The sequence below is a fragment of the Litorimonas sp. genome (genome assembly GCA_029936425.1).
Lineage (GTDB): Bacteria > Pseudomonadota > Alphaproteobacteria > Caulobacterales > Maricaulaceae > Litorimonas.
Map to the genome: position 1 here is coordinate 282,416 of JAPYSU010000003.1, position 23,486 is coordinate 305,901.

27 protein-coding genes are annotated in these 23,486 nt (G+C 50.9%); 15 read left to right on the forward strand and 12 right to left on the reverse strand.

Features of this window, described 5'->3' with window-relative positions:
* The first annotated feature begins 4 nt into the window (after nt 1-4).
* Entirely contained in the window at nt 5-652 is a 648-nt protein-coding gene (locus ACN0IC_RS04650; RefSeq protein WP_416877595.1) for a glutathione S-transferase N-terminal domain-containing protein, read from the forward strand.
* The gene (locus tag ACN0IC_RS04655; protein ID WP_416877596.1) at nt 652-1,182 is read left to right on the forward strand and encodes an adenine phosphoribosyltransferase; all 531 of its coding nucleotides are present in this window, start codon (nt 652-654) and stop codon (nt 1,180-1,182) included. Before ACN0IC_RS04650 ends, ACN0IC_RS04655 begins: the two co-directional genes overlap by 1 nt.
* Nucleotides 1,183-1,197: 15 nt before the next feature.
* Here the strand turns inward: ACN0IC_RS04655 and ychF are convergent, their stop codons facing one another.
* The 7 genes from ychF to lgt form a co-directional block, all read right to left on the reverse strand.
* Nucleotides 1,198-2,295, reverse strand: a complete 1,098-nt coding sequence (ychF, locus tag ACN0IC_RS04660; protein WP_416877597.1) for a redox-regulated ATPase YchF — start codon at nt 2,293-2,295, stop codon at nt 1,198-1,200.
* Nucleotides 2,296-2,428: 133 nt separating this feature from the next.
* On the reverse strand, nt 2,429-2,998 hold the full coding sequence (gene pth / locus ACN0IC_RS04665) for an aminoacyl-tRNA hydrolase (RefSeq protein WP_416877598.1): 570 nt from the start codon (nt 2,996-2,998) through the stop codon (nt 2,429-2,431).
* A 59-nt stretch (nt 2,999-3,057) separates the two neighbouring features.
* Entirely contained in the window at nt 3,058-3,723 is a 666-nt protein-coding gene (locus ACN0IC_RS04670; protein ID WP_416877599.1) for a 50S ribosomal protein L25/general stress protein Ctc, read from the reverse strand.
* 182 nt (nt 3,724-3,905) lie between these two features.
* On the reverse strand, nt 3,906-4,847 hold the full coding sequence (locus ACN0IC_RS04675) for a ribose-phosphate pyrophosphokinase (protein ID WP_416877600.1): 942 nt from the start codon (nt 4,845-4,847) through the stop codon (nt 3,906-3,908).
* Nucleotides 4,848-4,954: 107 nt separating this feature from the next.
* On the reverse strand, nt 4,955-5,704 hold the full coding sequence (pgeF, locus tag ACN0IC_RS04680; protein WP_416877601.1) for a peptidoglycan editing factor PgeF: 750 nt from the start codon (nt 5,702-5,704) through the stop codon (nt 4,955-4,957).
* Entirely contained in the window at nt 5,701-6,810 is a 1,110-nt protein-coding gene (locus ACN0IC_RS04685; protein WP_416877602.1) for a class I SAM-dependent methyltransferase, read from the reverse strand. The genes pgeF and ACN0IC_RS04685 overlap by 4 nt, the downstream gene beginning before the upstream one ends.
* Entirely contained in the window at nt 6,807-7,721 is a 915-nt protein-coding gene (gene lgt, locus ACN0IC_RS04690) for a prolipoprotein diacylglyceryl transferase (protein ID WP_416877603.1), read from the reverse strand. The genes ACN0IC_RS04685 and lgt overlap by 4 nt, the downstream gene beginning before the upstream one ends.
* A gap of 123 nt (nt 7,722-7,844) precedes the next feature.
* Here lgt and ACN0IC_RS04695 point away from each other — a divergent pair, with 123 nt between their 5' ends.
* Nucleotides 7,845-8,216 (forward strand): accessory factor UbiK family protein, encoded by a 372-nt coding sequence (locus ACN0IC_RS04695; RefSeq protein ID WP_416877604.1) that lies wholly within the window; start codon nt 7,845-7,847, stop codon nt 8,214-8,216.
* A gap of 321 nt (nt 8,217-8,537) precedes the next feature.
* On the opposite strand, the gene ACN0IC_RS04700 is transcribed toward ACN0IC_RS04695, so the two are convergent.
* The 3 genes from ACN0IC_RS04700 to ACN0IC_RS04710 all read right to left on the reverse strand — a co-directional run bounded on the left by ACN0IC_RS04700 (nt 8,538) and on the right by ACN0IC_RS04710 (nt 11,713).
* Nucleotides 8,538-9,050, reverse strand: coding sequence for a hypothetical protein (locus tag ACN0IC_RS04700; RefSeq protein WP_416877605.1), 513 nt, complete (start codon nt 9,048-9,050; stop codon nt 8,538-8,540).
* Between the two features lie 49 nt (nt 9,051-9,099).
* Complete coding sequence (locus ACN0IC_RS04705; RefSeq protein ID WP_416877606.1) at nt 9,100-10,842, reverse strand: tetratricopeptide repeat protein; 1,743 nt, start codon at nt 10,840-10,842, stop codon at nt 9,100-9,102.
* A 505-nt stretch (nt 10,843-11,347) separates the two neighbouring features.
* On the reverse strand, nt 11,348-11,713 hold the full coding sequence (locus ACN0IC_RS04710) for a VOC family protein (protein ID WP_416877607.1): 366 nt from the start codon (nt 11,711-11,713) through the stop codon (nt 11,348-11,350).
* Nucleotides 11,714-11,844: 131 nt separating this feature from the next.
* Here ACN0IC_RS04710 and ACN0IC_RS04715 point away from each other — a divergent pair, with 131 nt between their 5' ends.
* From ACN0IC_RS04715 to ACN0IC_RS04760, 10 genes are all read left to right on the forward strand, one after another.
* Nucleotides 11,845-11,976: a hypothetical protein gene (locus tag ACN0IC_RS04715; protein ID WP_416877608.1), complete on the forward strand. Its 132-nt coding sequence runs from the start codon at nt 11,845-11,847 to the stop codon at nt 11,974-11,976.
* A gap of 22 nt (nt 11,977-11,998) precedes the next feature.
* Nucleotides 11,999-12,967 carry a calcium/sodium antiporter gene (locus tag ACN0IC_RS04720; protein WP_416877609.1) on the forward strand — a complete coding sequence of 323 codons (969 nt, stop codon included), beginning with the start codon at nt 11,999-12,001 and terminating at the stop codon, nt 12,965-12,967.
* Between the two features lie 21 nt (nt 12,968-12,988).
* Nucleotides 12,989-13,369, forward strand: a complete 381-nt coding sequence (locus ACN0IC_RS04725) for a 6-pyruvoyl trahydropterin synthase family protein (protein ID WP_416877610.1) — start codon at nt 12,989-12,991, stop codon at nt 13,367-13,369.
* Complete coding sequence (locus ACN0IC_RS04730; protein ID WP_416877611.1) at nt 13,362-14,114, forward strand: SDR family oxidoreductase; 753 nt, start codon at nt 13,362-13,364, stop codon at nt 14,112-14,114. Before ACN0IC_RS04725 ends, ACN0IC_RS04730 begins: the two co-directional genes overlap by 8 nt.
* A gap of 1 nt (nt 14,115) precedes the next feature.
* On the forward strand, nt 14,116-14,529 hold the full coding sequence (gene folB / locus ACN0IC_RS04735; RefSeq protein ID WP_416877612.1) for a dihydroneopterin aldolase: 414 nt from the start codon (nt 14,116-14,118) through the stop codon (nt 14,527-14,529).
* Nucleotides 14,526-14,903 (forward strand): DUF2237 family protein, encoded by a 378-nt coding sequence (locus ACN0IC_RS04740; RefSeq protein WP_416877613.1) that lies wholly within the window; start codon nt 14,526-14,528, stop codon nt 14,901-14,903. The genes folB and ACN0IC_RS04740 overlap by 4 nt, the downstream gene beginning before the upstream one ends.
* A 9-nt stretch (nt 14,904-14,912) precedes the next feature.
* Nucleotides 14,913-16,790 carry an excinuclease ABC subunit UvrC gene (uvrC, locus tag ACN0IC_RS04745; protein WP_416877614.1) on the forward strand — a complete coding sequence of 626 codons (1,878 nt, stop codon included), beginning with the start codon at nt 14,913-14,915 and terminating at the stop codon, nt 16,788-16,790.
* Between the two features lie 29 nt (nt 16,791-16,819).
* On the forward strand, nt 16,820-17,500 hold the full coding sequence (locus ACN0IC_RS04750; protein ID WP_416877615.1) for a CDP-alcohol phosphatidyltransferase family protein: 681 nt from the start codon (nt 16,820-16,822) through the stop codon (nt 17,498-17,500).
* Nucleotides 17,500-18,165 (forward strand): CDP-diacylglycerol--glycerol-3-phosphate 3-phosphatidyltransferase, encoded by a 666-nt coding sequence (pgsA, locus tag ACN0IC_RS04755; RefSeq protein WP_416877616.1) that lies wholly within the window; start codon nt 17,500-17,502, stop codon nt 18,163-18,165. Before ACN0IC_RS04750 ends, pgsA begins: the two co-directional genes overlap by 1 nt.
* A gap of 213 nt (nt 18,166-18,378) precedes the next feature.
* Nucleotides 18,379-19,770, forward strand: a complete 1,392-nt coding sequence (locus tag ACN0IC_RS04760; protein WP_416877617.1) for a class II 3-deoxy-7-phosphoheptulonate synthase — start codon at nt 18,379-18,381, stop codon at nt 19,768-19,770.
* A 6-nt stretch (nt 19,771-19,776) separates the two neighbouring features.
* Here ACN0IC_RS04760 and ACN0IC_RS04765 read toward each other — a convergent pair whose 3' ends face one another.
* On the reverse strand, nt 19,777-20,556 hold the full coding sequence (locus tag ACN0IC_RS04765; RefSeq protein ID WP_416877618.1) for a hypothetical protein: 780 nt from the start codon (nt 20,554-20,556) through the stop codon (nt 19,777-19,779).
* A 123-nt stretch (nt 20,557-20,679) separates the two neighbouring features.
* Complete coding sequence (locus tag ACN0IC_RS04770; protein WP_416877619.1) at nt 20,680-20,952, reverse strand: HU family DNA-binding protein; 273 nt, start codon at nt 20,950-20,952, stop codon at nt 20,680-20,682.
* Between the two features lie 250 nt (nt 20,953-21,202).
* On the opposite strand from ACN0IC_RS04770, the gene ACN0IC_RS04775 reads away from it, so the two are divergent.
* Nucleotides 21,203-22,111 carry a Gfo/Idh/MocA family protein gene (locus tag ACN0IC_RS04775; RefSeq protein ID WP_416877620.1) on the forward strand — a complete coding sequence of 303 codons (909 nt, stop codon included), beginning with the start codon at nt 21,203-21,205 and terminating at the stop codon, nt 22,109-22,111.
* 22 nt (nt 22,112-22,133) lie between these two features.
* A partial coding sequence (locus tag ACN0IC_RS04780) for a serine hydrolase domain-containing protein (protein ID WP_416877621.1) occupies nt 22,134-23,486 on the forward strand: 1,353 nt, incomplete at its 3' end.

Genomic DNA, 23,486 nt, shown 5'->3' on the forward strand with positions numbered 1-23,486 from the left:
CTTTATGTCAGCCTTAAAACTATATATCGGAAATTATAACTATTCCTCTTGGTCAATGCGGCCTTGGCTCGTTTTACGTAAATCTGAGCTCCCATTTAAGGAAGAAGTTATTGATCTGGATGTGCCGGGGTATAAAGCGAAGCTACTCGCACTTTCAGATGAAGGCACTGTGCCTGTCCTAAAAGTGAATGAGGACTATCTGCCTGATAGCCTCGCCATATGCGAATTTGCGGCCAAGGCTGTGCCCAATCTTTGGCCTAAAGATGAAGGTCAGAAACAACTCGCCCGGGACGTGGTCGAACGGATGCATACAGGCTTTAAAGCGATACGGCGCGAGGCTCCGATGAATTTGCGTCGCCGGACGTCAGGCAAAATGCCTAAGGAATGCCTGGAAGAAGCGGCTGAAATTTGCGAGCTTTGGGACGACCTTCTATCGCGTCATGACGGCCCGTTTCTGTTTAATGACTGGTCAATAGCCGACGCGTTTTACACGCCCGTTGCAACACGGTTTGCGAGTTATGATCTACCGCGCACAACGCGCTCCGACACATATATCTCTGAACTTATGAGCGATGAGGACTATCTTGAATGGGAAAGCCGGGCATTCTCCGAAGATCACACTATGCCAGAGACGGAAAAAGTGAATTTATAATGCTGACACTCGAAGATCACATCCGGACCATTCCAGACCATCCTAAACCCGGGATTATGTTTCGGGATATTACGCCTCTTTTAGCCAACCGGGTGGCGTTCAATGTGGCCATCGACAAGATGGTCTCAGGAGTGACTTATGAAGGGCTTGATGCTGTTGCCGGTATTGACGCCCGAGGCTTTATCTTTGGCGCGGCGGTGGCATCAGCTCTCGGCTTGGGATTCATTCCGGTTCGTAAGAAAGGTAAATTGCCTGGCAAAGTCATTTCCGAGGATTATGACCTCGAATATGGTAAGGACAGCTTGGAAGTCTCTGTGGATGATGTGGAAGCCGGACAACGCGTCATGTTGATCGATGACCTCATCGCCACGGGCGGAACGGCGCTTGCGGCGCTGAAATTACTGCGCCGCTGCGAAGTAGAGGTTGTGAGCGCCGCTTTTGTCGTTGACCTGCCTGACTTGGGCGGGGCAGACAAACTTAAAGAGGCCGGATGCCCGGTTTCCGTCTTGATTGGCTACCCCGGACATTAAGGGCAGGGATCGTGCTTAAACGTTGAATTTGAACAGCATAATGTCGCCGTCTTTGACAAGGTATTCCTTGCCTTCTTGTCGGACTTTACCGGCTTCTTTTGCGCCTTGTTCACCGTTATTCTCAACATAATCGTCATAGGCAGTCGTTTCCGCGCGGATAAAGCCTTTTTCGAAATCGCCGTGAATGACGCCGGCGCATTTTGGCGCAGTCCAGCCATGTTTGAAGGTCCAAGCGCGGGCTTCTTTTGGGCCAACGGTAAAATAGGTCTGTAGGTCGAGCAGGTTATACCCTGCGCGGATGAGGCGATTCAGCCCGGGTTCTTCCAATCCAATCGCGTCTAAATATTCTGCCTGTTCTTCATCGTCCAGAACCGCCATTTCCGATTCGATCTGCGCCGAAATAATAACGGATTGAGCGCCTTCGGATTTGGCGTGTTCGACGACCTTATCGGAAAACTTATTGCCGGTGGCTGCGCTCTCTTCATCGACATTGGCAACATATAGAACGGGTTTTGCAGTCAAAAGCTGAAGCATTCTCCAGGCTTTCTTGTCGTCTTCATCGATCTCGGCGGTGCGGGCGGGCTTGCCATCTTCCAGAACGTCTATCGCCTTTTCGATCAGGCGCATCGTTTGAATGGCTTCCTTATCATTCTGCTTGAGTTTTTTCTCAAGTCCCGGCTTACGTTTTTCAAGACTCTCCAGATCGGCCAGCATCAATTCTGTTTCAATCGTCTCATAGTCAGACATGGGATCAATACGCCCATCGACATGGGTGATGTCGTCATCTTCGAAACAGCGCAGCACATAAACCACAGCGTCGGTTTCACGGATGTTTCCCAGGAACTGATTGCCCATGCCTTCGCCCTTGGAGGCGCCTTTTACGAGGCCGGCAATATCGACGAAATTCATACGCGCCGGGATAATTTGAGCGGAGCCGCCAATTTTGGCGATTTTATCAAGACGCGGTTCCGGCACAGCAACATCGCCGACATTGGGCTCAATCGTGCAGAACGGGTAGTTCGCCGCCTGCGCATTGGCTGTTTTGGTAAGTGCATTGAAAAGTGTGGATTTTCCAACATTTGGAAGTCCAACAATACCGCATTTAAAACCCATTTTTTATTTCCTTTTCTGTCATTCCGGGGCGCGAAGCGAACCCGGAAGGTCGAGAGTTTGCCTGCCTGTCTGGCCGAAGCTCTCAACCTCTCGACCTTCCGCATCTTCGCCATGCTTCGTGCGGAATGACAGCCTATTGTTTTATATATTCACTCACGCGGGTCTGGAATAAATCCGGCTGTCCGCTCGCGAGTAGATCGGCATATTTGCCGAAAGCATTGAGAATGTCGTCCCGCAAGTTTTCTTCATCTTTACGAAAGTCGGAGAGAACGTGGCTGTGGACTTTATCCTTATGCCCTGGATGGTCGATACCGATGCGCACGCGCTGATATTCATTTCCGCAATGCTGTTTGATAGACCGAAGGCCGTTATGACCGGCAATGCCCCCGCCGACTTTCAGGCGAACTTTGCCAAAGTCCAGATCCAACTCATCATGGAAGACGGTCACATTTTCCAAGGGCACTTTGTAAAATTGCATGGCTTGTTGAACGGACTGGCCTGACTCGTTCATGAATGTGGTGGGTTTGAGAAGCAGAACTTTTTGTGAGCCAAACTGACCCACGCGGACCAGACCCTTGAACTGGGTCTTGGGCGTGGAAAAATTATGATCATCGCCAATGGCGTTTATCGCCATAAAACCGACATTGTGACGGTTCCCGGCATGTTTTCCGCCGGGATTACCAAGACCTACCCAGATTTGCATGTCAGGCTCCGCTGTTCGCCGTTTGCCAGCGAACAGTCTGCCAAACACCGAAAACAAGTCTAGTCTTCGTCGCCTTCATCAACTGTCGGAACTTCGTCGGCGGCGACTTCGCCTTCTTCGCCTTCAACGCCCTCAACAGCTTCTTCCTCGTCTTCTTCAATCAGAGCCCGAGAGGCGATAAGTGTTGCGATTGTGAAATCACGATCCGTAATGGAGGGCTTGACGTTTTTCGGCAATTTCACATCAGACATGTGAAGCGTATCGCCGATGTCCATTTCGGAAACGTCAGCTTCGATAGAATCAGGAATTTCACCGGCTGGACATTTCACTTCAATAGCGTGGCGTACAACGTTGAGCGTTCCGCCTTCTTTCAGGCCAGGGGACTCTTCTTCGCCGATGAAGTTCACAGAGACTTCAACTTCAATGATAGTCTTGTCGGTCACGCGGAATAGGTCGACGTGAACAGGCATGTCGCTAACAGGGTGGAACTGAACGTCTTTGGTCAGAACTTTCTGCTTTTTGCCATCATGCGAAATTTCGATCATGGACTGCAGGAATTGGCCGGAGTTGAGCGCCCTCAGGACTTCATTATATTTGAAGGAAATAGAAACTGGCGCTTCGTCTCCTCCATATACAATACCTGGTACAAGGCCGTCACGGCGGGTGGCACGGGCATTCCCGGAACCTGAATTTTTACGGATATCTACGTCCAGAACAACACTCATTGTCTTCGTCCTTTAATGGTCAATCGGCGGGCCGCTTAAAAAAGACAAAGCCGCCATCGGGGCGGCCCATTTATCTGTCTCTCGCAAAACACGCGTAAAGTCGCGCGCTCTATAAGCAAAGCGGAGAGAGGGCGCAAGGGGGCATGAGGCAAAAATACAGGCGGAAACACCTGCAAATCGCTTTAACTAAACAGTTTGGAGACGCTTTCGTCATTGGCGATGCGGCGAATGGCTTCGCCGAGCAAGGTCGAGGTCGTGCATTCGCGAATCTTTGGGCAGGCTTTGACGGCGTCGGGCTGCGCAATTGTATCGGTAATCACGACTTCGGTCAGCTCGGATTTGGTAATGCGCTCCACAGCAGGCTCCGAGAGGACGCCATGGGTGATATAAGCTGAAACGGAGTTTGCCCCGTGATCCTTGAGCGCTTTGGCTGCATTGCAGAGCGTGCCACCGGAATCGATGATATCATCATACAGGATGCAGCTGCGGCCTGCGACGTCGCCAATAATGTTCATGACTTCCGATTCGCCGGCTTTGGGGCGACGCTTATCGACGATAGCGATATCGGCATTGAACATTTTGGCAATAGCGCGCGTTCTGACGACGCCGCCTGTATCCGGTGACACAAACAGCATTTTTTCACGATCAGAGGCAGAGAAGCGGTCTTTAATATCATTTACGAAGACAGGCTGGCCGAACAGGTTATCCGTCGGAATGTCGAAAAAGCCCTGAATTTGCCCGGCATGGAGATCTACAGTGAGGACTCGGTGCGCGCCAGCTTTCGAGATAAGATTTGCAACCAATTTGGCTGAAATCGGTGTGCGCCCGCCTGTCTTTCTGTCCTGACGGGCATATCCGAAATAAGGAATGACGGCCGTAATACGCTGAGCCGAGGCGCGAACCAGCGCGTCGATCAGAATGAGAAGCTCCATCAAATGGTCATTGGCCGGGGCGGAGGTCGGCTGAACGAGGAAGATATCCTCTCCGCGCACATTCTCGTTAATCTTTGCGAAAATTTCCTGGTCCCGAAAACGCTCTATGTCGACTGCAGTGAGGGGAATGTCCAGGACGTCGGCAATGCCGCGGGCGAGGGGTTCATTGGCCGTGCCGCTGATCAGTTTCATGACGATTTTTTCCGTATCAAGAGCCCGCAACGAAATGCCGGTAGGCTCGGTCGTGTTAGGGGGCTCTTAAGCGGGAGGCTCGGGGGAGTCTAGGGCTGACAAGTGATTCACCTGAGGATTATGACAGAAAGGTTACGTCCATAGCCTTCTACGCCCTCATGCGTATTGCGGCGATAGCTGAAATAAAGGTCTGGATTGCCGTATGTGCACTCGCCAGTCCAGCTGCACTTCGTAACACCGCTGGCCTTCAGGCGGGAGAGTATAAAACCCGGTAGGTCGAAATGCGGGATATCTTTTTCGCTATCTTTGAAATAACGTTCGAATGTTTCGTCGATCTCCATAAAGTCTGATTTGAACGCGTTTCCGACTTCGTAATTGGGCTGGCTAATACAGGCGCCGAGAACCGCCGAGATATTGGCCGGAGTCGCCCCAGCTTCGCAGAGGGCGGCGACAGTGCTTTCGACGATGCCGCCCAATGCACCGCGCCACCCGGCATGGCAGACGCCGATTACGCCGGCTTCGGCGTCTTCAAACAAAACCGGGCCGCAATCGGCGGAAAGAACGGACAGGGCGAGACCTTTGGTCTTCGTCACAAGGCCGTCAGCCTTTAGAGGAGAAGAGGGTGGCTCTGAGATGATTTCAACTTGATCCGAATGGATTTGATGAAGGCTGACGAGATGGTCGGCTTGCAGGGCGTCGGCTATACGCTTGCGGTTTTCGGCGATGTCCATTGGGCTGTCCTCCGAACGTTCCCCTGCATTCAGGCTTTCATATATCCCTTCCGAGACGCCGCCTTGACGTCCGAAAAAACCATGGGGAGTGTTGAGGTCAGGATGAGTCTTGTATGGAGGGGTCATTCTCGAAATCCTAATGGGGTTGGTAACCCTTGTGACTGCAAACTCACCGCCTTGAATAATTCGCCCATTTCTGATTCGTCCGTCAGGCGGTGGAGTTGACGCGCAATGACGGCCTTGGAGTCTGGTTGGGCTCGGGCCAGGGCGACGGCGCGCATTTCGAGTCCCAGTTTTGAAAGAAATTCCCGTTGCGTGACCGGACCATGAGTTGAGAGTTCTTGTGAAGCCGCAGTTTCAATCAGCGTCTGAAAATCCACCCGGGCGGTTAAATCACTCTCTCCCGGCAGCTCAAAAACACCAATCTTTTTGTGTCGTTTCAGGGCTTGAAGCGTATCCCCGAATTCTGTGACCTCGGGTCCGTAATCTATGAAAAGGGCGCGGCCCGGATGAGATTTAAAGCGAGCTTTGAGAGTTTCGATGATTTGGTGAACAGAGGGGCAGGTCTCCAGTAACTCGTCCTTTCGGGCGTCTGATTGCGCGTCCGGGAGGAAGCTTTTGGCCGTTGCGCCAATGGGCTCGGGGCCAATTTCAAAGCGAAGGCGACCTTCTTCATCCAGTCCGACATGACGTTCATGCCAGCCGTCTTTTCCGGCGAAAGGGTCGCGTTGAATGAATTGACGAATAGGAAGGCAATCCAGAAATTCATTACCTATGACAAGAGACGCCCCGGCCGGAGCCGCCTCGAGGTTTTGAACCCATTGCACTGGGAATCCGAGATGTCCGAGCGTCTGCCCCTGAACCGCTTCGAGCGCCGAGGAGGCTTCGATCAAAACAACTTGGACAGCCTTTTTAAAATCTTCGTCCAGAGACGCCGCGCGGAGCATATCCGCCATCATGACGCCGCGTCCGGGGCCCAGCTCGATCAGAAAAAACGGATTGGGCTTTCCCATATCCATCCAGCTTTGCAAGGCGAATAAGCCCAGCACTTCGCCAAACATCTGGCTGATTTCAGGCGCTGTGATAAAATCTCCGGCGCTGCCAAGCGGGTCGCGGGTCGGATAAAACCCATCCACCGGATCAAGCAGGCAAAGCGTCATATATTCGGCCACGCTGATGGGGCCGGTTGATTTTATGAGCGACTTAATCCGGTCTTCGAGCTGGGTACTCATGTCTTGGAGGGCGTCTCTTCTTCGATCCGCTTGGGCGAAACGGGGGAGCGCTTCCAGGCCCACGCCATGAGGGCGGCCCCGACTACGACCATCGGCAGGGAGTAAGCCATGCCGCGGGTCAGCTCGCCGATGAGAGGGTAGGTTCCGAATTGCGGGATATTGTCAGGCGTTCGAACGAATTCGACGCTGAACCGGAAAATACCGTAAAAGAACATGAGCGCGCCGAAAACGACGCCTGGCTTGGTCAAGGCCTTGAATCTTGTGCAAAGGATTCGAAGAATGAGCCAGAGAACAAACCCTTCGAGGAAGGCTTCATAAAGCTGGCTTGGATGCCGGGGTTGAGAGTCAGGCGCTGTTGCAAAAATAAAGCCCCAGGGCACATCGGTAACGCGGCCATAAAGCTCCTGATTGACGAAATTTGTGAGTCTGACCAGACCCAGGCCAATCGGCGCGCCGACGCTCGCCATATCTCCGATACGCAGCTTTGACACTTTTGTCCGCCAGCTCGAATAGGCGCAAGCCGCAACAACGCCGAGGAAACCGCCGTGAAAGCTCATCCCGCCTGTCCAGACTTTCAAAATATCCAGAGGCGTTTCCCAGAGTGTCGAGGTGGAATAGAAAACGATATAGCCCAGACGTCCGCCAATTATTATGCCCAGCAGGCAATAAAACATCAAATCCTGCAAGATGATTTTGGTGGGAACGATTTCAGGGCCGCGCGTCGGGTGATTTGAGATCCAAATATCTTTACGCTGGCAGAGCCGGCTGGCGTAATAATAGGCTCCGAATACGCCCAGCAGATAGGCGAGGCCATACCATTTGACCGAGAGCGGGCCTATAGAAAAGGCTTCGTCACTCAGCCAAGATGGGAAGACGATTGCCTGAAAATCAGAAATCAACGCCAGAAACATGCAAACCCTGCCAAATAATGCGTCCAAAAAATCTCAATTAACTTGGACCCTAACATCTGGAAAAACCTGTAACCTGTCCCTATCTATGAATCAAAGCGAAACTCCGTTTAAAAGGCCATTGTGATGCAAAGTAAATCCCGCCCCCTCGATGACATTTCGAATTTCCTGACAAATGCGGCCGGCGCGCTCAAAGGCGTTGGCGACGAAGTTAAAGCCATGTCGCGATCTCAGGCCGAAAAATTCATTGCCGACATGGATCTGGTGAGCCGGGATGAGCATGAAGTGCTGAAGGCTCGCCTTGAGAAAGCGCTTGCCGAAATTGAAGCCTTGAAACAAGATAAAGGCGTGAAACCAGCTGCCAAGAAGGCCGCCTCCGCCAAGAAGGCGCCCAGAAAAACCGTCTCTGCGTCAAAATCTGGTTCCGCAAAAAAGTCAGCAACGGCGAGGACTGGAACAAAGAAAACAGCCTCCGGAACATCCAAGAAATCTTCTTAAAGGCGGATGGCGCCTAATGTCGGTTTCGATCCGGATATGATTGTGAATTGAAAGCCTCCCTTGCGGAGGCTTTTTTACTTGGAGGCACATCATTACGGGGCTGTCACCAAGGTGAACCTCTGACAACAGCTTCGTTCAGTTTCTGTTCAGCGGTGTTATTCTATAACAAAACTTGCGTGCGTCCCCCCTGATTCGCCCCGTCATCCGAGACTTTGCAAATTAGGGCACGTAGCAGGGCGGTAGCTCTTTTCGGTAACTATGCGGTTCTCTCTCTCCGCCCCACCGAAAACAGCGCCGCCTCTGTCTTTTCTGGGGTAGCGGTTAAGGGAAGCTATGCCCGCCGCCATTACCTGTTGACCCTTCGGGGTCGAAATAAAACAGGCGGTTATAGGTTTTTCCCGCAATGCGAAGTCCGGCAGATAGGTAGCCCGATATTTTCCATTGTCCATTTTCGGCAATGATGGGCAGCGTCATATCACCTTCTATAATAACCTTCACCCTGTCCGGTTCAGTTTCGGAAATGGAAGGCGGTCCCCAATGATCGACTTTTATAGCAGCGCTTTCCTTGCTGAAAGGCGAGAGGTCAAACTTTCCAATACTGGACGTGCCGATTGAGATGATTGTACAATCCGTGACAGACACGCCGATCTCGTCAGTAGCCTTGCCTGTGGCGGTTAATTTGAACCCGAGCGTATCGCCGGCCGAGAAGTGATAAGTTCCGGCAAGGGCGCCTTCCGGAATCTCAGGAGAGCCCTCGGGCGAGGTGAACTTATACTGCAAGCTTCGCGTCACTTGGTTTACATCGAATTCAATTTCTAAAGTATAGTCTGTCATGAGGTTTTTTCTTCAAAAGGTTTTGTGAGGCAAGTTTTAGGGATTAGAACTATTCAAGACTGGCCATGGTCAGGTGATAATTGGCGTCTTCGCGTAAATCCTTCAATTCCGGATCATTCTCTATTTCCGTTTTTTGATAACCTGCCTGCAGCGCTTTTTCCAACATAGATAGAGCAAATTCTCTATTCCCCAAAATCTCTGCGGTCGCCAATGCGCGGTAGTAATAAATGGAATTGAGATCTTCCATTCTTTCTAACTCTTCGAGAAAAGTTTTCGCCTTCTGTATTCTTCCGATTTTGGCATTATACAACGCCATTCGGCTTTGAGTGTTAAAGTCTTCCGGTGACACTTCCAGTTCAGATTCCCAGAGTTGCAGGGCTCTCAAATAGGCTTGCCGCGATTCTTTTTCCTTTCCGGGGACCCAGCGATAGGCATCACCGAGATTGGCCCAATAGAGAGGAAAGTGCGAATTGCCATCAAGCTCTAAAGTTTTTTCAAACGCGCCCGCCGACATTTCATACTGACCTTGGAAAAACAAATAGGTGCCGAGGTTATTGTAAAGGGATGCATTCTGATGAATTTTTAAGCCATCCTGCAAAACTTTAATCGCTTCTACAGTATGATCTTGCCGGTGGAGTATCTGGGCCAGTTGAGAATAACTGCGGGAGTTTTCAGGATCGAGAGAAATGGATTTTCGCGCCATTGTCTCGGCTTCATCAAGTCTATCCAGATAGGTATACATATCGGCCGCGTAACTTGGAAATATCGGATCGTCTGAATACAGAGCTATTCCTTGGTTGAGGATATCTTCCGCGCCCTTGAAATCTCCTCTTTGACCGGAAATTCGAAATCTGCTTTCGAGGGTAAGGGCATTATTCGGATCCAGAATGTCAGCTTTATTCAGATGATTAAGCGCTTCGTCGAAGTCTCCCTGAAACTCTTTAACCCACCCCATAGCAATGTGGCCCAAGGCGAGCTGATCGTTATACTCCAAAGACTGGCGGGCGGCGCCTTCGGCTTGCTTCAACAAAGCCGGGTCAGATTCTTCGGAAGTATATTCCCGTATGAGAGAGAGGGCGAGACCTGCGCTGGCGCCGGCATGTTGCTCATTTTTGGCTAAAATATTTGAAAACAATTCTTGCGCGCCGTCGATGGCGCCGGGATGAGAAAAATAATGAATATTGTGAAGACCCTGTCGCATGCTCTCATTGACAGGGAGGTTTTGAGGTTGGGAAGCCTGTATACCCATTACAAAGAAAACCGTGGTCGCAGCCGCCGCGCCCGCTCCAATCCAGGTCATTCGCTTTTGTTTATGCAGGTAGCTTCGAATCGATCTTAGAAAGGAAGGGGTTCGTTTACTTGAATTTTGCGAGGGGACGTCTGCTTGGTCTGATTGGAAAGCGGTAGGAAAATCTGGAGGAGGATTAGAGGAGGCCGTCAGATCGCTAGGAAAGGCGATATCTGATGTGCCCTTGTGTGATGTGTCTTCAACCGTAGCGATTAGTCGATAGCCGCGCCTTGAGATCGTCTCGATATACCGGCGCGATCCCTTTTGTTCTCCCAAAGCTTTACGAAGCAATGAGATCGCTCTAGACAGCCGTTCATCACCGCCAAAATCGACGCCCCAAACCGCTGTGATAAGCTCTTCTCTGGTAAAAACGGTGTTTGGTTTTTCGGCCAGAACATGAAGTAGCTTCATGACCTTTGGTTCCACAGATGTCCGTCCTTTAAACCCCTCAATCGTGAGGGCTTCAAAGTCAATATGCGTCTGTCCTATCTTTGCCGTTTTCATGAAAAGGGGCTTTTAGCAGCATAAGTTAATTGAAAGGGCTCGGGTTTAATAAAGGCATTTACAACCTGATACAAAATACATTGAAAACATGCAACCTAAGAAATACCTAAGAAAAATATCAGTCATCCAACAGGACTTTTTCGAATAAAAACAGCATTTTACACATCGTGGGTAAGAGCTATCCCTTTAGCTTGAACTCACAAAAGACTGGCATAAAGTATCGCCAAACTTGTCTGACGTTATGTTTGTGGGCGCCCTGTTCTTACCACGGTAAGATAGGTACAGGCATTGCCTGGACATGTCCGTTTCGGCGGATTTTGGGGAACGCTTTGTGTGAAAACGCAGTCTTAAATATGGATATTATGTGGGCTTGATATATCCAGGCAAGCAGGGTTTGCGGTGTCCCGCGACCCTGTTTGTTATAACAGATGTGGAGGTCTCCGTTATGCGCAATGGCGGAGACCAATAATAAGAGCGGGCTTTGACACTCAAGGCCCGTTTTTCATTATGCGGGAGGGGCCTCCCAAAGTTCAATTTTGTATCCTTCAGGATCTATAAACCAACCAAAAACTCCATATTCCGTGGGCTCAATGTCTCCGACAATTGTGGCTCCGTTTTCTTTGGCCCGCTTAATCAGGGCTGGAACATCTTCGACCTGGAGATTTATCATGACCCTCTCTGATGACGGGGCGAAATAAGTGCTCTTATCTTCAAATGGGCTAAGCATAGATCGAGAGTTTGATTTGCGCTCCCATTCAAAAGTGCCCCAATCCGTAATATCCAATCCCATTTTCTCTGACCACCAATTCCGGTAAGCCTCTACATTTTTGCAGCGTAAGAAAACACCTCCAACCCCTAAAATCTTTGCCATGACTCATCTTCCTCTTTTACTGTAATGACTCTATAGCGCAGTTGGCATTTGAGATTAAGCCGTTTATAGACCGACTTAATGTTTAGACGGGTGGCTGCCGCGCAGTTTGCTCATATTTTGGGACGGAATTTATGTTTTCACTTATCCAAGCCGGTATCAGCGTTTTCGGCCTGTTCACAATGGATCCGGCATTATTTGCTTTTGGTCTTGTCATTATTGTTTTCGGCGCTCTCAACTTCCTTGATTACAGACGTTTCGATTAACCCCGAAATTATGAACTAAGCTATGTTTCTTGCCTTCGGATTACTACTGCTAGGCATTGTCGTCCTGCTCGTCTCAGGCGACTTTATGGTGCGCGGCGCAGCGGCCTTGGCGCGGCATTGGGGCGTTCCGGCGTTGATTGTCGGACTCACGATCGTTGCTTTCGGCACGTCTGCCCCTGAAATGGTGGTCAGCGTCCAGGCCGTTTTGGACGGTGTCGGGACGCTCGCCATCGGAAATGTGGTCGGATCTAACATAGCCAATATACTTCTCGCGCTCGGCTTGCCGGCCATAATTATGGCAATTCCGACCAATGTTAGCGGTGTGGCCCGTAACAGTCTCTTCTGCCTCCTATCGACTGTCGCGCTCGTTGTGCTAGCGTTTGTTCATAACCCGATGATTTTCTGGCAGGGCGCTTTGCTTTTCACCGGAATTCTTATTTACCTCGTCTGGATGTTCATTTTGGCCCGCGCCGGTGCCAATGATCCAATTCTTGAAGAAATGTCAGAGCTCGACGAAGGGCATGGCGGATTGCCGGTTAATCTTTTTGTTTCCCTGGCGTGGGTCTTTTTTGGCCTGATAGGTTTGGTGTTAGGCGGATGGTTGATCGTTGAGCACGCGCAACAAATTGCTGTCGGGTTCAATGTGTCTGAAACCATTATCGGACTCACAATTGTCGCCATCGGAACTTCCTTGCCTGAAATTGCGACTGTTGTGATTGCCTCTTACAGGGGCCATTCAGAAGTGGCGCTAGGTAATGTTCTGGGGTCTAACATCTTTAACTCACTTGCCGTTATGGGCGCTGCCGCCATGGCAGGGGATGTTGTTGTCGAGCGTAATCTTTATGTCTTTGATATGTGGGTTATGCTGGCCGCTACTTTTGCCCTTCTGGCTTTTGTCCTGACGCGCAAACCGATTGGCCGTAAAACTGGATTTATCTTTACCGCGGCCTATATTCTCTATCTTTTGGCGATCGCCAGAAGCATGATTTAAGTCGTCTTAACCGGGTCTCGTATGAGCTCTTATCTTGAAATCGAAAAAGACTTCCAGTTTGAAGCGGCCCATTACTTTGGCCATCCGGACGCCAATGACCTGTTCAAACATATTCACGGCCACAGCTTTTACGGCAAAGTCGTCCTGCGCGGTGATCCGCAATCCGATAAAGGCTGGATTCGCGACCTTTGGAAAATTGAAACCATCGTGAAAGAAGTGGTTGAACCGCTTGATCATAGTCTTCTCAATGAAATTGAAGGATTGGAACAGCCCGCCCTCGAACAAATAGCGATGTGGATTTTCGAACGTCTGGCTCCAAAACTCGGGGGGCTCGTTTGCGTCGAAGTCGGGCGGCCTTCTTGCGGGGAACGTGCTCGTTATGTTGTGACGCCTGATGCGTAAATCAGTCCTTATAACCGGCGGCGGGGCGAGAGTTGGCGCTGCCTTGGCCAGAGGATTGGCCGGCGATAGCTGGGCCGTGATTATTCATTATTTTCGGAGCGAAGAGAAGGCCGATAAACTTGCGGCGGAAATAAGAAAGTCGGGCGGCCAGGCTTTTACCGTACAGGGAAATCTGTCTGTACCGCAGGAATGCGACACTTTGATTGAAAGGGCTGTGGACGTAGCAGGCGGCCCGATAACGGCTCTTATAAATAATGCCTCCACATTTGAGAAAGATACGGCCAGAGATTTTTCTCGCGCGACGTATGATTTTCATATGGACGCAAATCTTCGGGCGCCCCTCATACTGTCTCAACATTTTGCCGACCAAGCAGAAGATGGCGGCGCCATCATAAATCTGATTGACCAACGCGTTCTCAAACCCAATCCTAAATTCTTTACCTACACACTATCCAAAGCCTCTCTACACTGGGCGACGATGACAATGGCGCAGGCGTTTGCGCCAAAAGTAAGAGTGAACGCCATAGGGCCGGGGCCGGTCTTGCAAAATAGTGGCCAGACTGAAGACGAATTTGAAAAGGAAGCGTCAGAAACCTTACTCGGACATGGCTCCCCGCCGGAAACATTATTACAGGCGGCGCGCTATCTGCTCGAAGCCCGCTCCGTGACGGGGCAGTTTCTTGCCGTGGATAGCGGACAACATTTACGCTGGGAAACACCGGATATGATGATAGGTGAGGATTGAAATGTTGAAGTCTTCCTCTATTTACCGTCGCCTCCGCGACAGACAGGCCGTGCAGCCTACCACCCGGATATTTGTTCGCGGCTTACAAATTCTGGCGTCTATCGGTGTTCATCCGCATGAATATGAAGCCACTCAGCCCATTATTCTGGATATTGAACTGGATATGACGGGCATGGAGACGCCAAAAGATGACCGCCTTCATGAAACTCTCGATTACGGTGTTGTGGCCGAAAAAGCCGAGGAGATTGCATTGGAAGCCCATGTGCAGCTCGTGGAAACTCTGGCAGAGCGAATTGCAGACTGGGCTCTGGGGTATGATCCGAGAGTGCAGAGCTGCGCCGTGCGCATTTCCAAGCCTCAGGCTTTACTCAAGGCGGAAGTGGCGGGCGTAGAAATTCTGAGACGCCGGACATGACGGACAGCCTTAACGTTTTGGGTAAGCCTCTTGAGCCCTGTTCTACAGATCCTATGACCGGATTTTTCCGCAATGGATGTTGCGAAACTGGACCGAGCGATCGCGGCCGCCATATCGTCTGCGCGGTGGTGACAGACGAATTTCTTGAATATTCCAAGGCTCAAGGCAATGATTTGACCACGCCTATGCCGCGCTTCAACTTTCCGGGATTGAAAGCCGGTGATCAGTGGTGCCTTTGTCTCGAGCGGTGGCGCGAGGCGCATAAAGCGGGAAAGGCACCAAAGGTGGTTCTTGCCGCCACTCACCAGATTGCGCTTGAGCGCGTGCAGCTCTCCGTGCTCGAACAATTTGCGATAGACGGAGACAATGCCTAATTAAGAGGCATGTCTTCCTCCGACTCAGACAGGTCTGAAAAGAAAGCGAAACCGCTCGTCGGGCCGGACCGCATTGCCGATTATGTGAGCCGGCTTCCGAACAAACCCGGCGTATATCGCATGATGGATGAGCATGGCAGCGTGCTTTATGTGGGCAAAGCTAAGGACCTTAAAAAACGGGTCACCGCCTATACAAAATATGATCGTCACCCCACCCGGCTTCGCCGCATGATCCGCGCCACGAGCGAAATGGAATTTGTGGTTTGCGAAACTGAGACCGAGTCGCTCTTGCTCGAAGCGAGTCTGATCAAACGCCTGAAACCCCGCTATAATATTCTGCTGCGGGACGATAAAAGTTTTCCCTATATTCTGGTGCGAAAGGATCATCCCGCCGCGCAGGTGAATAAACATCGCGGCGCGCGCAACATCAAAGGCGATTATTACGGCCCTTTCGCCAGTGCAGGTGCGGTAAACCGGACTCTGGACACATTACAAAGAGCCTTTCGCCTCCGTAATTGCTCCGACAGCATATATGAGGGCCGGACGCGCCCTTGTCTCCAGCATCAGATAAAGCGCTGCTCCGCCCCCTGTACGGGCGAGATTTCTTTAAAAGACTATGGCGATTTGATTTCTGATGCCGAAGATTTTCTGAAAGGAAAATCCGACAGCCTGCGAAAACGTCTGTCAAAGGAAATGAACGCCGCCGCCAAAGAACTGGATTACGAAAAGGCGGCGGAGCTCCGGGATCGAATTCAGGCTATGTCAAAGGTCACGACGAATTCTAGCGGCATCAACCCCACCACTTTTTCTGATGGCGACGTTATCGGACTGCATTCCGGAGGCGGGCAGAGCTGCATACAGGTCTTCTTTTTCCGCGCGGGACAGAATTGGGGGAATAGCTGTCATTTTCCGCGCCACGCCAAAGAACAGAGCAATGCAGAAGTTATGGAAGCTTTCATCGCTCAATTTTATAATAACAAACCCATTCCGAAACAGATATTCGTAAGTGAGGATCTTCCCAATCACGATCTCGTCGAACGCGCGCTTTCGGCGCAATCCGGCCGGAATATCGACGTCATCAGGCCGCAGAGAGGCGAGAAAAAATTGCTCGTCGGGCAGGCGGTGACCAATGCACAAGAGGCGCTGGGACGAAAGCTTGCCGAAACCGCGTCGCAGACAAAATTGCTGTCGGAACTGCAGGAAATCTTTGGAATGGAAGCGCCGCCGGAGCGGATTGAAGTTTACGATAACAGTCATATTCAAGGCACAAACGCGATTGGCGCCTTCATCGTGGCCGGACCGGAAGGATTTCAGAAGCGTGAGTACCGGACGTTCAACATCAAGGATACCGAGACAGAGCCGGGCGATGATTACGCCATGATGCGAGAGGTCTTCCGCCGCCGCTTCTCAAGACTGGCTAAGGATAACAGCTTGCAGTGGCCTGATCTCGTTTTGATTGATGGCGGGAAGGGGCAGCTTTCTGTCGTGACGGAGACCTTGCGTGAATTGGGCGTTCTGGAACGCACAACTCTGGTCGGCATTGCGAAAGGGCCGGACAGAAATGCGGGACGCGAAAACTTTTTCATGAATGGCCGCGAGGTCTTCAGCCTGCCGTCTCGGACGCCGGCTCTCTATTACCTTCAGCGATTACGGGATGAAGCCCACAGATTCGCCATCGGAACACATCGCGCGCGCCGCAAGAAAGCAATGAAAACCAATCCGCTGGACGGAATTCCAGGTGTCGGGCCCGCCCGAAAGAAGGCGCTCCTAGCGCATTACGGCTCCGCAAAAGGCGTCAAAGGGGCCTCTGCCGCAGACCTTGCAAAAGTGGAAGGCGTAAGTTCTGCCATGGCGCGAACGATTTATGATTACTTTCATGAAAGATAGCTGTTAGACCAAGGCAAGGAGATGTATCCATGCCAAAACCGGAGAGTTTGACATCGCAGAAAGCGTCAAAAATGTCCCCGAAGCAGGCGGGCGGCGCTTTTGCGGATGGGCTAACCTTTATTCGCCTGCTCATTACGCCTGTTATTATGGCGATTATAATCGCGACATGGCCAGATATTAAAATGGCCGTGTTTGCCTCTATTTTAATTCTGATTGCGGCCCTGACCGATGTCCTTGATGATTATTTAGGCGGCGCGTCCCGTTCTGCGTATCGTAAATATGGATGGATTGATGACATCGCGGATACTGTGCTCACACTTGGCGTGTTGCTGGCTTTGTCTATCGTGATAGTTCGAGAAGGGATACTGACGTGGACATTTGCCGTTCCGGTGGTGATTTTGTTTTTAAGAGAATTGGCCGTAGCCTTGTTGAAAGGCCGGGAACTTCGCCAATTTGGCTTGCCTGATAATAAATTATCTAATGCAAAAGTAGGTCTGTCCATTCTGGCGGTTTGCACGCTTGTAGCGGCGCCTTGGCTCTCTCAATTTACGGATGTCTTTCGAGCTGAGGATGACCCTGCGAGACTGCTGAATCTAGGGTCCCCCTGGGTCTGGTTTTTTGGAGAGCTTTTTCTTTGGCTCGCCGCTGCGCTTAGCGTCGCGTCGGCCATACGTATTTTCCGAACCAAGTTTACAGCGAATGATGCTTAATGTCTGATACACCTCCAAACGATCCTTCCCTCGTTGATCCTGTGGCCACAGAACCGAGTGATCGTCATTCTTTATACTGGGTGCCTAATGTCCTGACGATTGCCCGAATTTTAAGTGTGCCCCTCTTTATTGCTGGAATTTTATCACTTGCGTTTAAGTGGGACTTATTTTTAGCCAAAGCCTGGGTTCTGTTAGGCTTATTTATCCTGGCGGCCTTGACGGATTTTCTCGACGGGTATCTCGCGCGCAAATGGAATGTCGTTAGCGGCTTCGGGCGTATGATTGACCCAATTGCCGATAAACTCCTGGTTGCGGGCTGCGTCATTGCCTTTTCCATTGCGGCGCTTGGCAACCCAATATTCCTTATTCCTTCGCTTGCCATCGTTTTTCGAGACATTCTCGTATCCGGGGCGAGAGAGCACGCCGCTCTAGCAGGTCGGGCCATGCCTCCGACAAAATTAGCGAAATGGAAAACAGCATTTGAGATGTTGGCGATTGCCATTCTTATTATCTGGATTCTGGCAAAGAGCTATCTGCCAATCGATAATGTCATTCCAGATATCGTTTCAATGAGTAAGGCGACCGGACTAACCTGCCTTTGGTTGGCGGCTATATTATCCGTCTATACAGGCTCTCTTTATGTCAGGGCGGCACTGAAAGAATAGTGTATCATGTCCGCCTCTCTTAGAGGGCAACTTTATTTCAAGGCGGCATTCTCAAGAGGTAAAAATAACCTCTCCTGTCAAAAAATATACAGTGAAGCGTGATATTTTGCCTTATTGCCTGTCGCAATGATGTTAAAGACACTCTAGTCAAAATATAGTAAGCCTGATAAGCCGCGCGGACATGAATTGCCATGACCGCCAAATGATAAAGTTATGACCATGACTCAGAAAAGATGGACCCCTTCAAGCTGGCGCGGACTTCCCGCTTTACATATTCCGGATGATTATCCGGACAATGAGGCTCTCACGTCAGTCGAGTCCACCTTAAAAGGCTATCCGCCTCTCGTTTTTGCCGGGGAAGCCCGCCGCCTGAAAGCGCGCCTTGGTGAGGTCGCTATGGGAAAAGCATTTTTGATGCAGGGCGGCGACTGCGCCGAAAGCTTCAAAGAGTTTCACCCCGACAATCTGCGCGACATGTTCCGCATTATGATGCAAATGGCCGTTGTCCTGACTTATGGCGCCGGGCAGCCGGTCGTTAAAGTCGGCCGAATTGCCGGTCAATTTGGTAAGCCGCGAAGCTCGCCTGTTGAAGTGCGGGATGGGATAACGCTGCCGAGCTATCGCGGGGATAACATCAATGGCATGGAATTTTCCCCTGAGAGCCGCATGCCGGATCCGGAGAGGCTTTTAAAAGCCTATGGCCAGAGCGCCTCTACGCTTAACCTACTTCGCGCCTTCTCGACCGGGGGTTACGCCAATCTTGAGAATATTCACAAATGGAATTTGGGATTTGTTGAAGGCACAGAAACGAATGAAAAATATAAGAGGATGGCGGATAAGATTTCCGATGCTCTTGATTTCATGTCGGCTTGCGGCGTCACAGCGCAAAGCACACCTCAAATGGCTCAGACAGATTACTATACGTCCCATGAGGGATTGCTTCTAGGCTATGAAGAGGCGATGACTCGGATCGATTCTACGTCCGGGCGGTGGTACGATACTTCTGCCCACATGCTGTGGATCGGCAACCGGACGCGTCAGCTTGATCACGCTCATGTTGAATTCTTCCGAGGTATCGAAAACCCGATCGCCATGAAAGTCGGTGAGGGGCTTGAGCCGGATGAGTTGATGAAACTTCTCGATGTGCTCAATCCGTCAAATGAACCGGGACGGATGACGCTGATTGCCCGCTATGGCCATGACAAAGTCGCCAAGGGTTTGCCATCCCTCGCGCGCGCTGTGAAACGCGCCGGACGTCACGTCGTCTGGTCATGTGACCCAATGCACGGCAATACGATCAAGACAGCGTCAGGATATAAAACCCGGCCTTTCGACAATATCTTGTCGGAAGTGAAAAGCTTTATGCAAGTCCTTCACTCCGAAGGGTGCTGGCCAGGCGGCGTGCATTTCGAGATGACAGGACAGGACGTCACGGAATGTCTTGGCGGTTCGGCTAAGATGATAAGGGAAGAGGATCTGTCCTCCCGCTACCATACCCATTGCGATCCGCGCCTCAATGCCAACCAGGCACTGGAGCTGGCCTTCCAGATTTCCGAGGAGCTTCGGAGCTACCGCAAAGAAGACTTGGCCCGTATGGCGAGTTAGATTGGTTTAAGGCAGGCCGCTTTGTATAAAGTCGCCTGCCGCTGGAAGTAAGCTGATCCCGAAAGACAAACCGTAAGATATGATCTGAGCGATTGTCAGTGTAATAAAGATTCCTATCGCTAACACGATTGACCTTCCGAAGGCTTCGCCTTTGTCCATATGTCCAAATGCGCCCCTAAAGCCGGTCAGAAAATATAGTCCCAAAATGACGATAGTTTGAACGACCGAGAATAAAGGGAGTTGAGTGGCCGTGAGGAACGGAGTCACAAGCGTTGTCACAAGGCCAATGACAGAGGCGGGAACTATGACGGCAAATACATACCTTAATCTTACTGTAAAAGAGAGAACTTCGCCCCATGCTCTGTAAATCCAGGCGAAAATTGAAAAGATAAAGACGAAGACAAAAGGATAGATGAGGTAATTAAGCTTCATCGCCTTTTGTAATTCGCCCTTCATATCAAAGGCTGCAAAATCTGCTGAGGATCCGGCTTTGGTGGCTGCATCGGCCAATCCAGTTTGTAAAGTTGCAGCAAGATTACTCATGAACGCCGCATCTGGTTTGGCCCAGAAGAATTGCAGGGCAATCAGGATGGCCATCAGGCCAAGCCATAACCGGGTGGAGGGCGTATATAAATTCATCCAGGCGGGGGTTTTGGCCGCAACGAAATATTGCCTAGGTGAAGAAAATAACACCCAAATTGTTTTGAAGCTTCGGATATTCATCCCGAACAAGTCTTCAACAAGGTCATCCAGTCCGACGATAGTGTCTGATGTCTTTTGGTTCATTTTTACCCCTTCGAAAAACTTAAACCCAATCAGATATAAATGGCTTCCGGTCGAAATAGACCCCACAAAAAAACCGGCTCGGAAGGCTCCAAGCCGGTCTCATACCCTAACTTTTAATAAGTCCTAAAGGTCTTTGAGCGCCGCAGACGCTTTGAACTGAGCGGAGGTTTTCGCTTTGCTCATCATCATTTTGCCTGTGGCAGGGTTGCGCATTTCGCGGCTGGCGCGATGCTTGGCGATAAACTGGCCAAAGCCAGGAATAGCAACAGTTGATCCGTCACCCTTTTTCATTTCGCTGACAACAACTTCGCAAAAAGCGTTGAGGAATTCACCGGCGGCCGCCTGAGTGGAATCAGTGTGGCTGGCAATTGCGCTTACGAGTTCTTTTTTGTTCATTTTGGATCTCCCTTTATGAATTATCGAATCCGCTCGAAATGTCGGACTCCGTAGGAATTACCGTAACTATTTTAGACGCACTGTCACTAAAAACACGGTATTATGGGGGTTTTCGGGCGTTTTTTTGGGGATTATCCCGAAAACCCCTCAAATTTTGAACTCGAATAGGTCCGATTTGCTAAATTCTCGGAGAATCGACACAAAGTGATTCTCTACTGACAAGGACAAGAAAACCCTTCAAAGACGTCTTATGGAAGCTGAAAATCTCAAAGTCGGGCTCATTGGAGCCGGCGTGTTTGGTGGGTATCACGCCAATAAATTAGCGTCGGATAAACGCGTAAACTTTCTTGGCGTCTTCGACCCTGACTCCGAAAGAGCGTCTGCCTTGGCGGAAAAGCACGGCGTGGAAGCCTATAAAACCTCCTTAGATTTATTTGCGAAGGCACAGGCAGTCATTATTGCGTGTCCGGCGAGCTATCACGGAGAGATGGCCATGGCCGCCCTGGAAGCGGATTGCCACGCCTTGATAGAAAAACCAATCGCCACGTCGCTCGAAGAGGCCGAGCGGATTACCGCCCTTGCACAAGAAAAAAATCTCGTCGTGCAAATCGGTCATCAGGAACGGTTTGTGGCCCGCGCTATTGGTTTGGATAAAGTGACTGAAGCGCCGACTCATATTATTGCCGTTCGAAATACGGGCTATTCGCCGCGCGGCACAGATACATCCGTGACGCTCGATCTCATGACACATGATATAGATTTATGTTGTTTTCTGATGGGGGAGGCCCCGAACTCCGTCTCCGGTACGTCAGAGCCAATAAAGTCAAAAACACCGGATACGGCCCGGGCGGAACTTAATTTTTCAAATGGCACCGCTATCTTGTCTGCCAGTCGGGTCGAGGAGGGCGTCAGCCGTCAAATGACACTGAAATATCCAAGCGGAACTGTGCTGATAGATTTTGCAGCGAAAACGCTGCAACACGACACACCCTTTGACTTAAACGCTGCTTTCGGGGACGATCCATCCGCCGCTGATAGTCTCGGCGCGGCAACGAACAGCTTCATCTCCGCCGTTCTGGACGGAAGCCCGGTTAGCGCTTCGGCGCAGGATGGATTGACGGCAGCGCGGGTCGCGTTACAGATTGACGGGGAAGGCTGAAAGACGGCCAAAGGGGAAGAATATGAAGTGGTTTATCCGGATTGTCATCGGGATCATCGCGATCCTTGCGCTTTTACTGGCGTTGAACTTCACAAAGATAAAACGACTGGCGACAGTCAATTCCCTGTTTGACGAAGATAAAATTGTTCAGAACTTCTCTCATATGGACGCGGCCTTCCTGCACCATAATCTGAAAATTGGCGAGACGCCATTTCTCTGGCCCGAAGAGACGGAGACTCTTCCGGAGACAGTGACGATTGCCGGAGAGGAACGAGAGCTGTCAGAGATATTGGAAGAGCTGGAATCGACGGCGCTCGTGATTATCAAAGACGGCAAGCTCTTACACGAAAGCTATTATAAAGGCACAGACGCCGATGACCGCCGCATTAGCTGGTCGGTCGCAAAATCCTTTATGTCCGGACTTTACGGGCAAGCTCTGGCCAGCGGCGAGATTGAAAGTCTAGACGACCCGGCCGACAAATATGTGCCTGAACTGACCGGTTCGGCCTATGAAGGGGTCAGCCTGCGCAATATTCTGAATATGAGCAGCGGCGTGCGCTTTGACGAAGATTATATGGATCCGGACTCCGACATCAATAAAATGGGTCGGGTGCTGGGCCTCGGCAAATCCATGGACAAATTCGCGGCTGGATTGACGGAGCGTGAATTCGAACAAGGCACAAACTGGCAATATGTTTCCATCGACACCCATGTCGCGGCTATGGCGCTCCGCAAAGCCACCGGGAAATCTCTGCATCAGCTTTTTGAAGAAACCTACGGCGAAAATCTGGGATTTGAGCAAGCGCCTTATTATCTGACGGATGGCTATGACGCGGCTTTTGCGCTGGGCGGGCTCAATCTCACCACACGGGATTACGCCAAATTTGGGCAGCTTTTTCTGCAAAACGGGGAATGGAACGGAGAGCAGCTTATTCCGGCTGACTGGGTCGAAGATTCCACGACCAATCATTCGCCTGTCCTCCATCAGGACCGCGGGACGGGCTATGGCTATCAGTGGTGGGTGCCCATGCCTCAAGAAGGGCCGCATGAAGGCGACTTCTTCGCCGTCGGTATTTATGGACAATATGTCTATGTGAATCCCAAGGCGAATATGGTCATCGCCAAAAACGCCGCGCACAGGACCTTCGCACAAGCCGGCAAAAGCGGACAGACCTCCATCAATGATAATATCGATATGTTCCGCAGTTTGGCGGCCTATTATTCGGGTCCGCCAAAATATGACGCGGCACTCGCAAAAGAGCTCGGCGCGGATGAATACGGGATGAAGTCATACGTCATGACGATCCTGAAAACCGGGCCTTCTGAAATCACGGACGCGGAAGAACGAAGCCGCATTTTTCGCGGGCATTTCTCC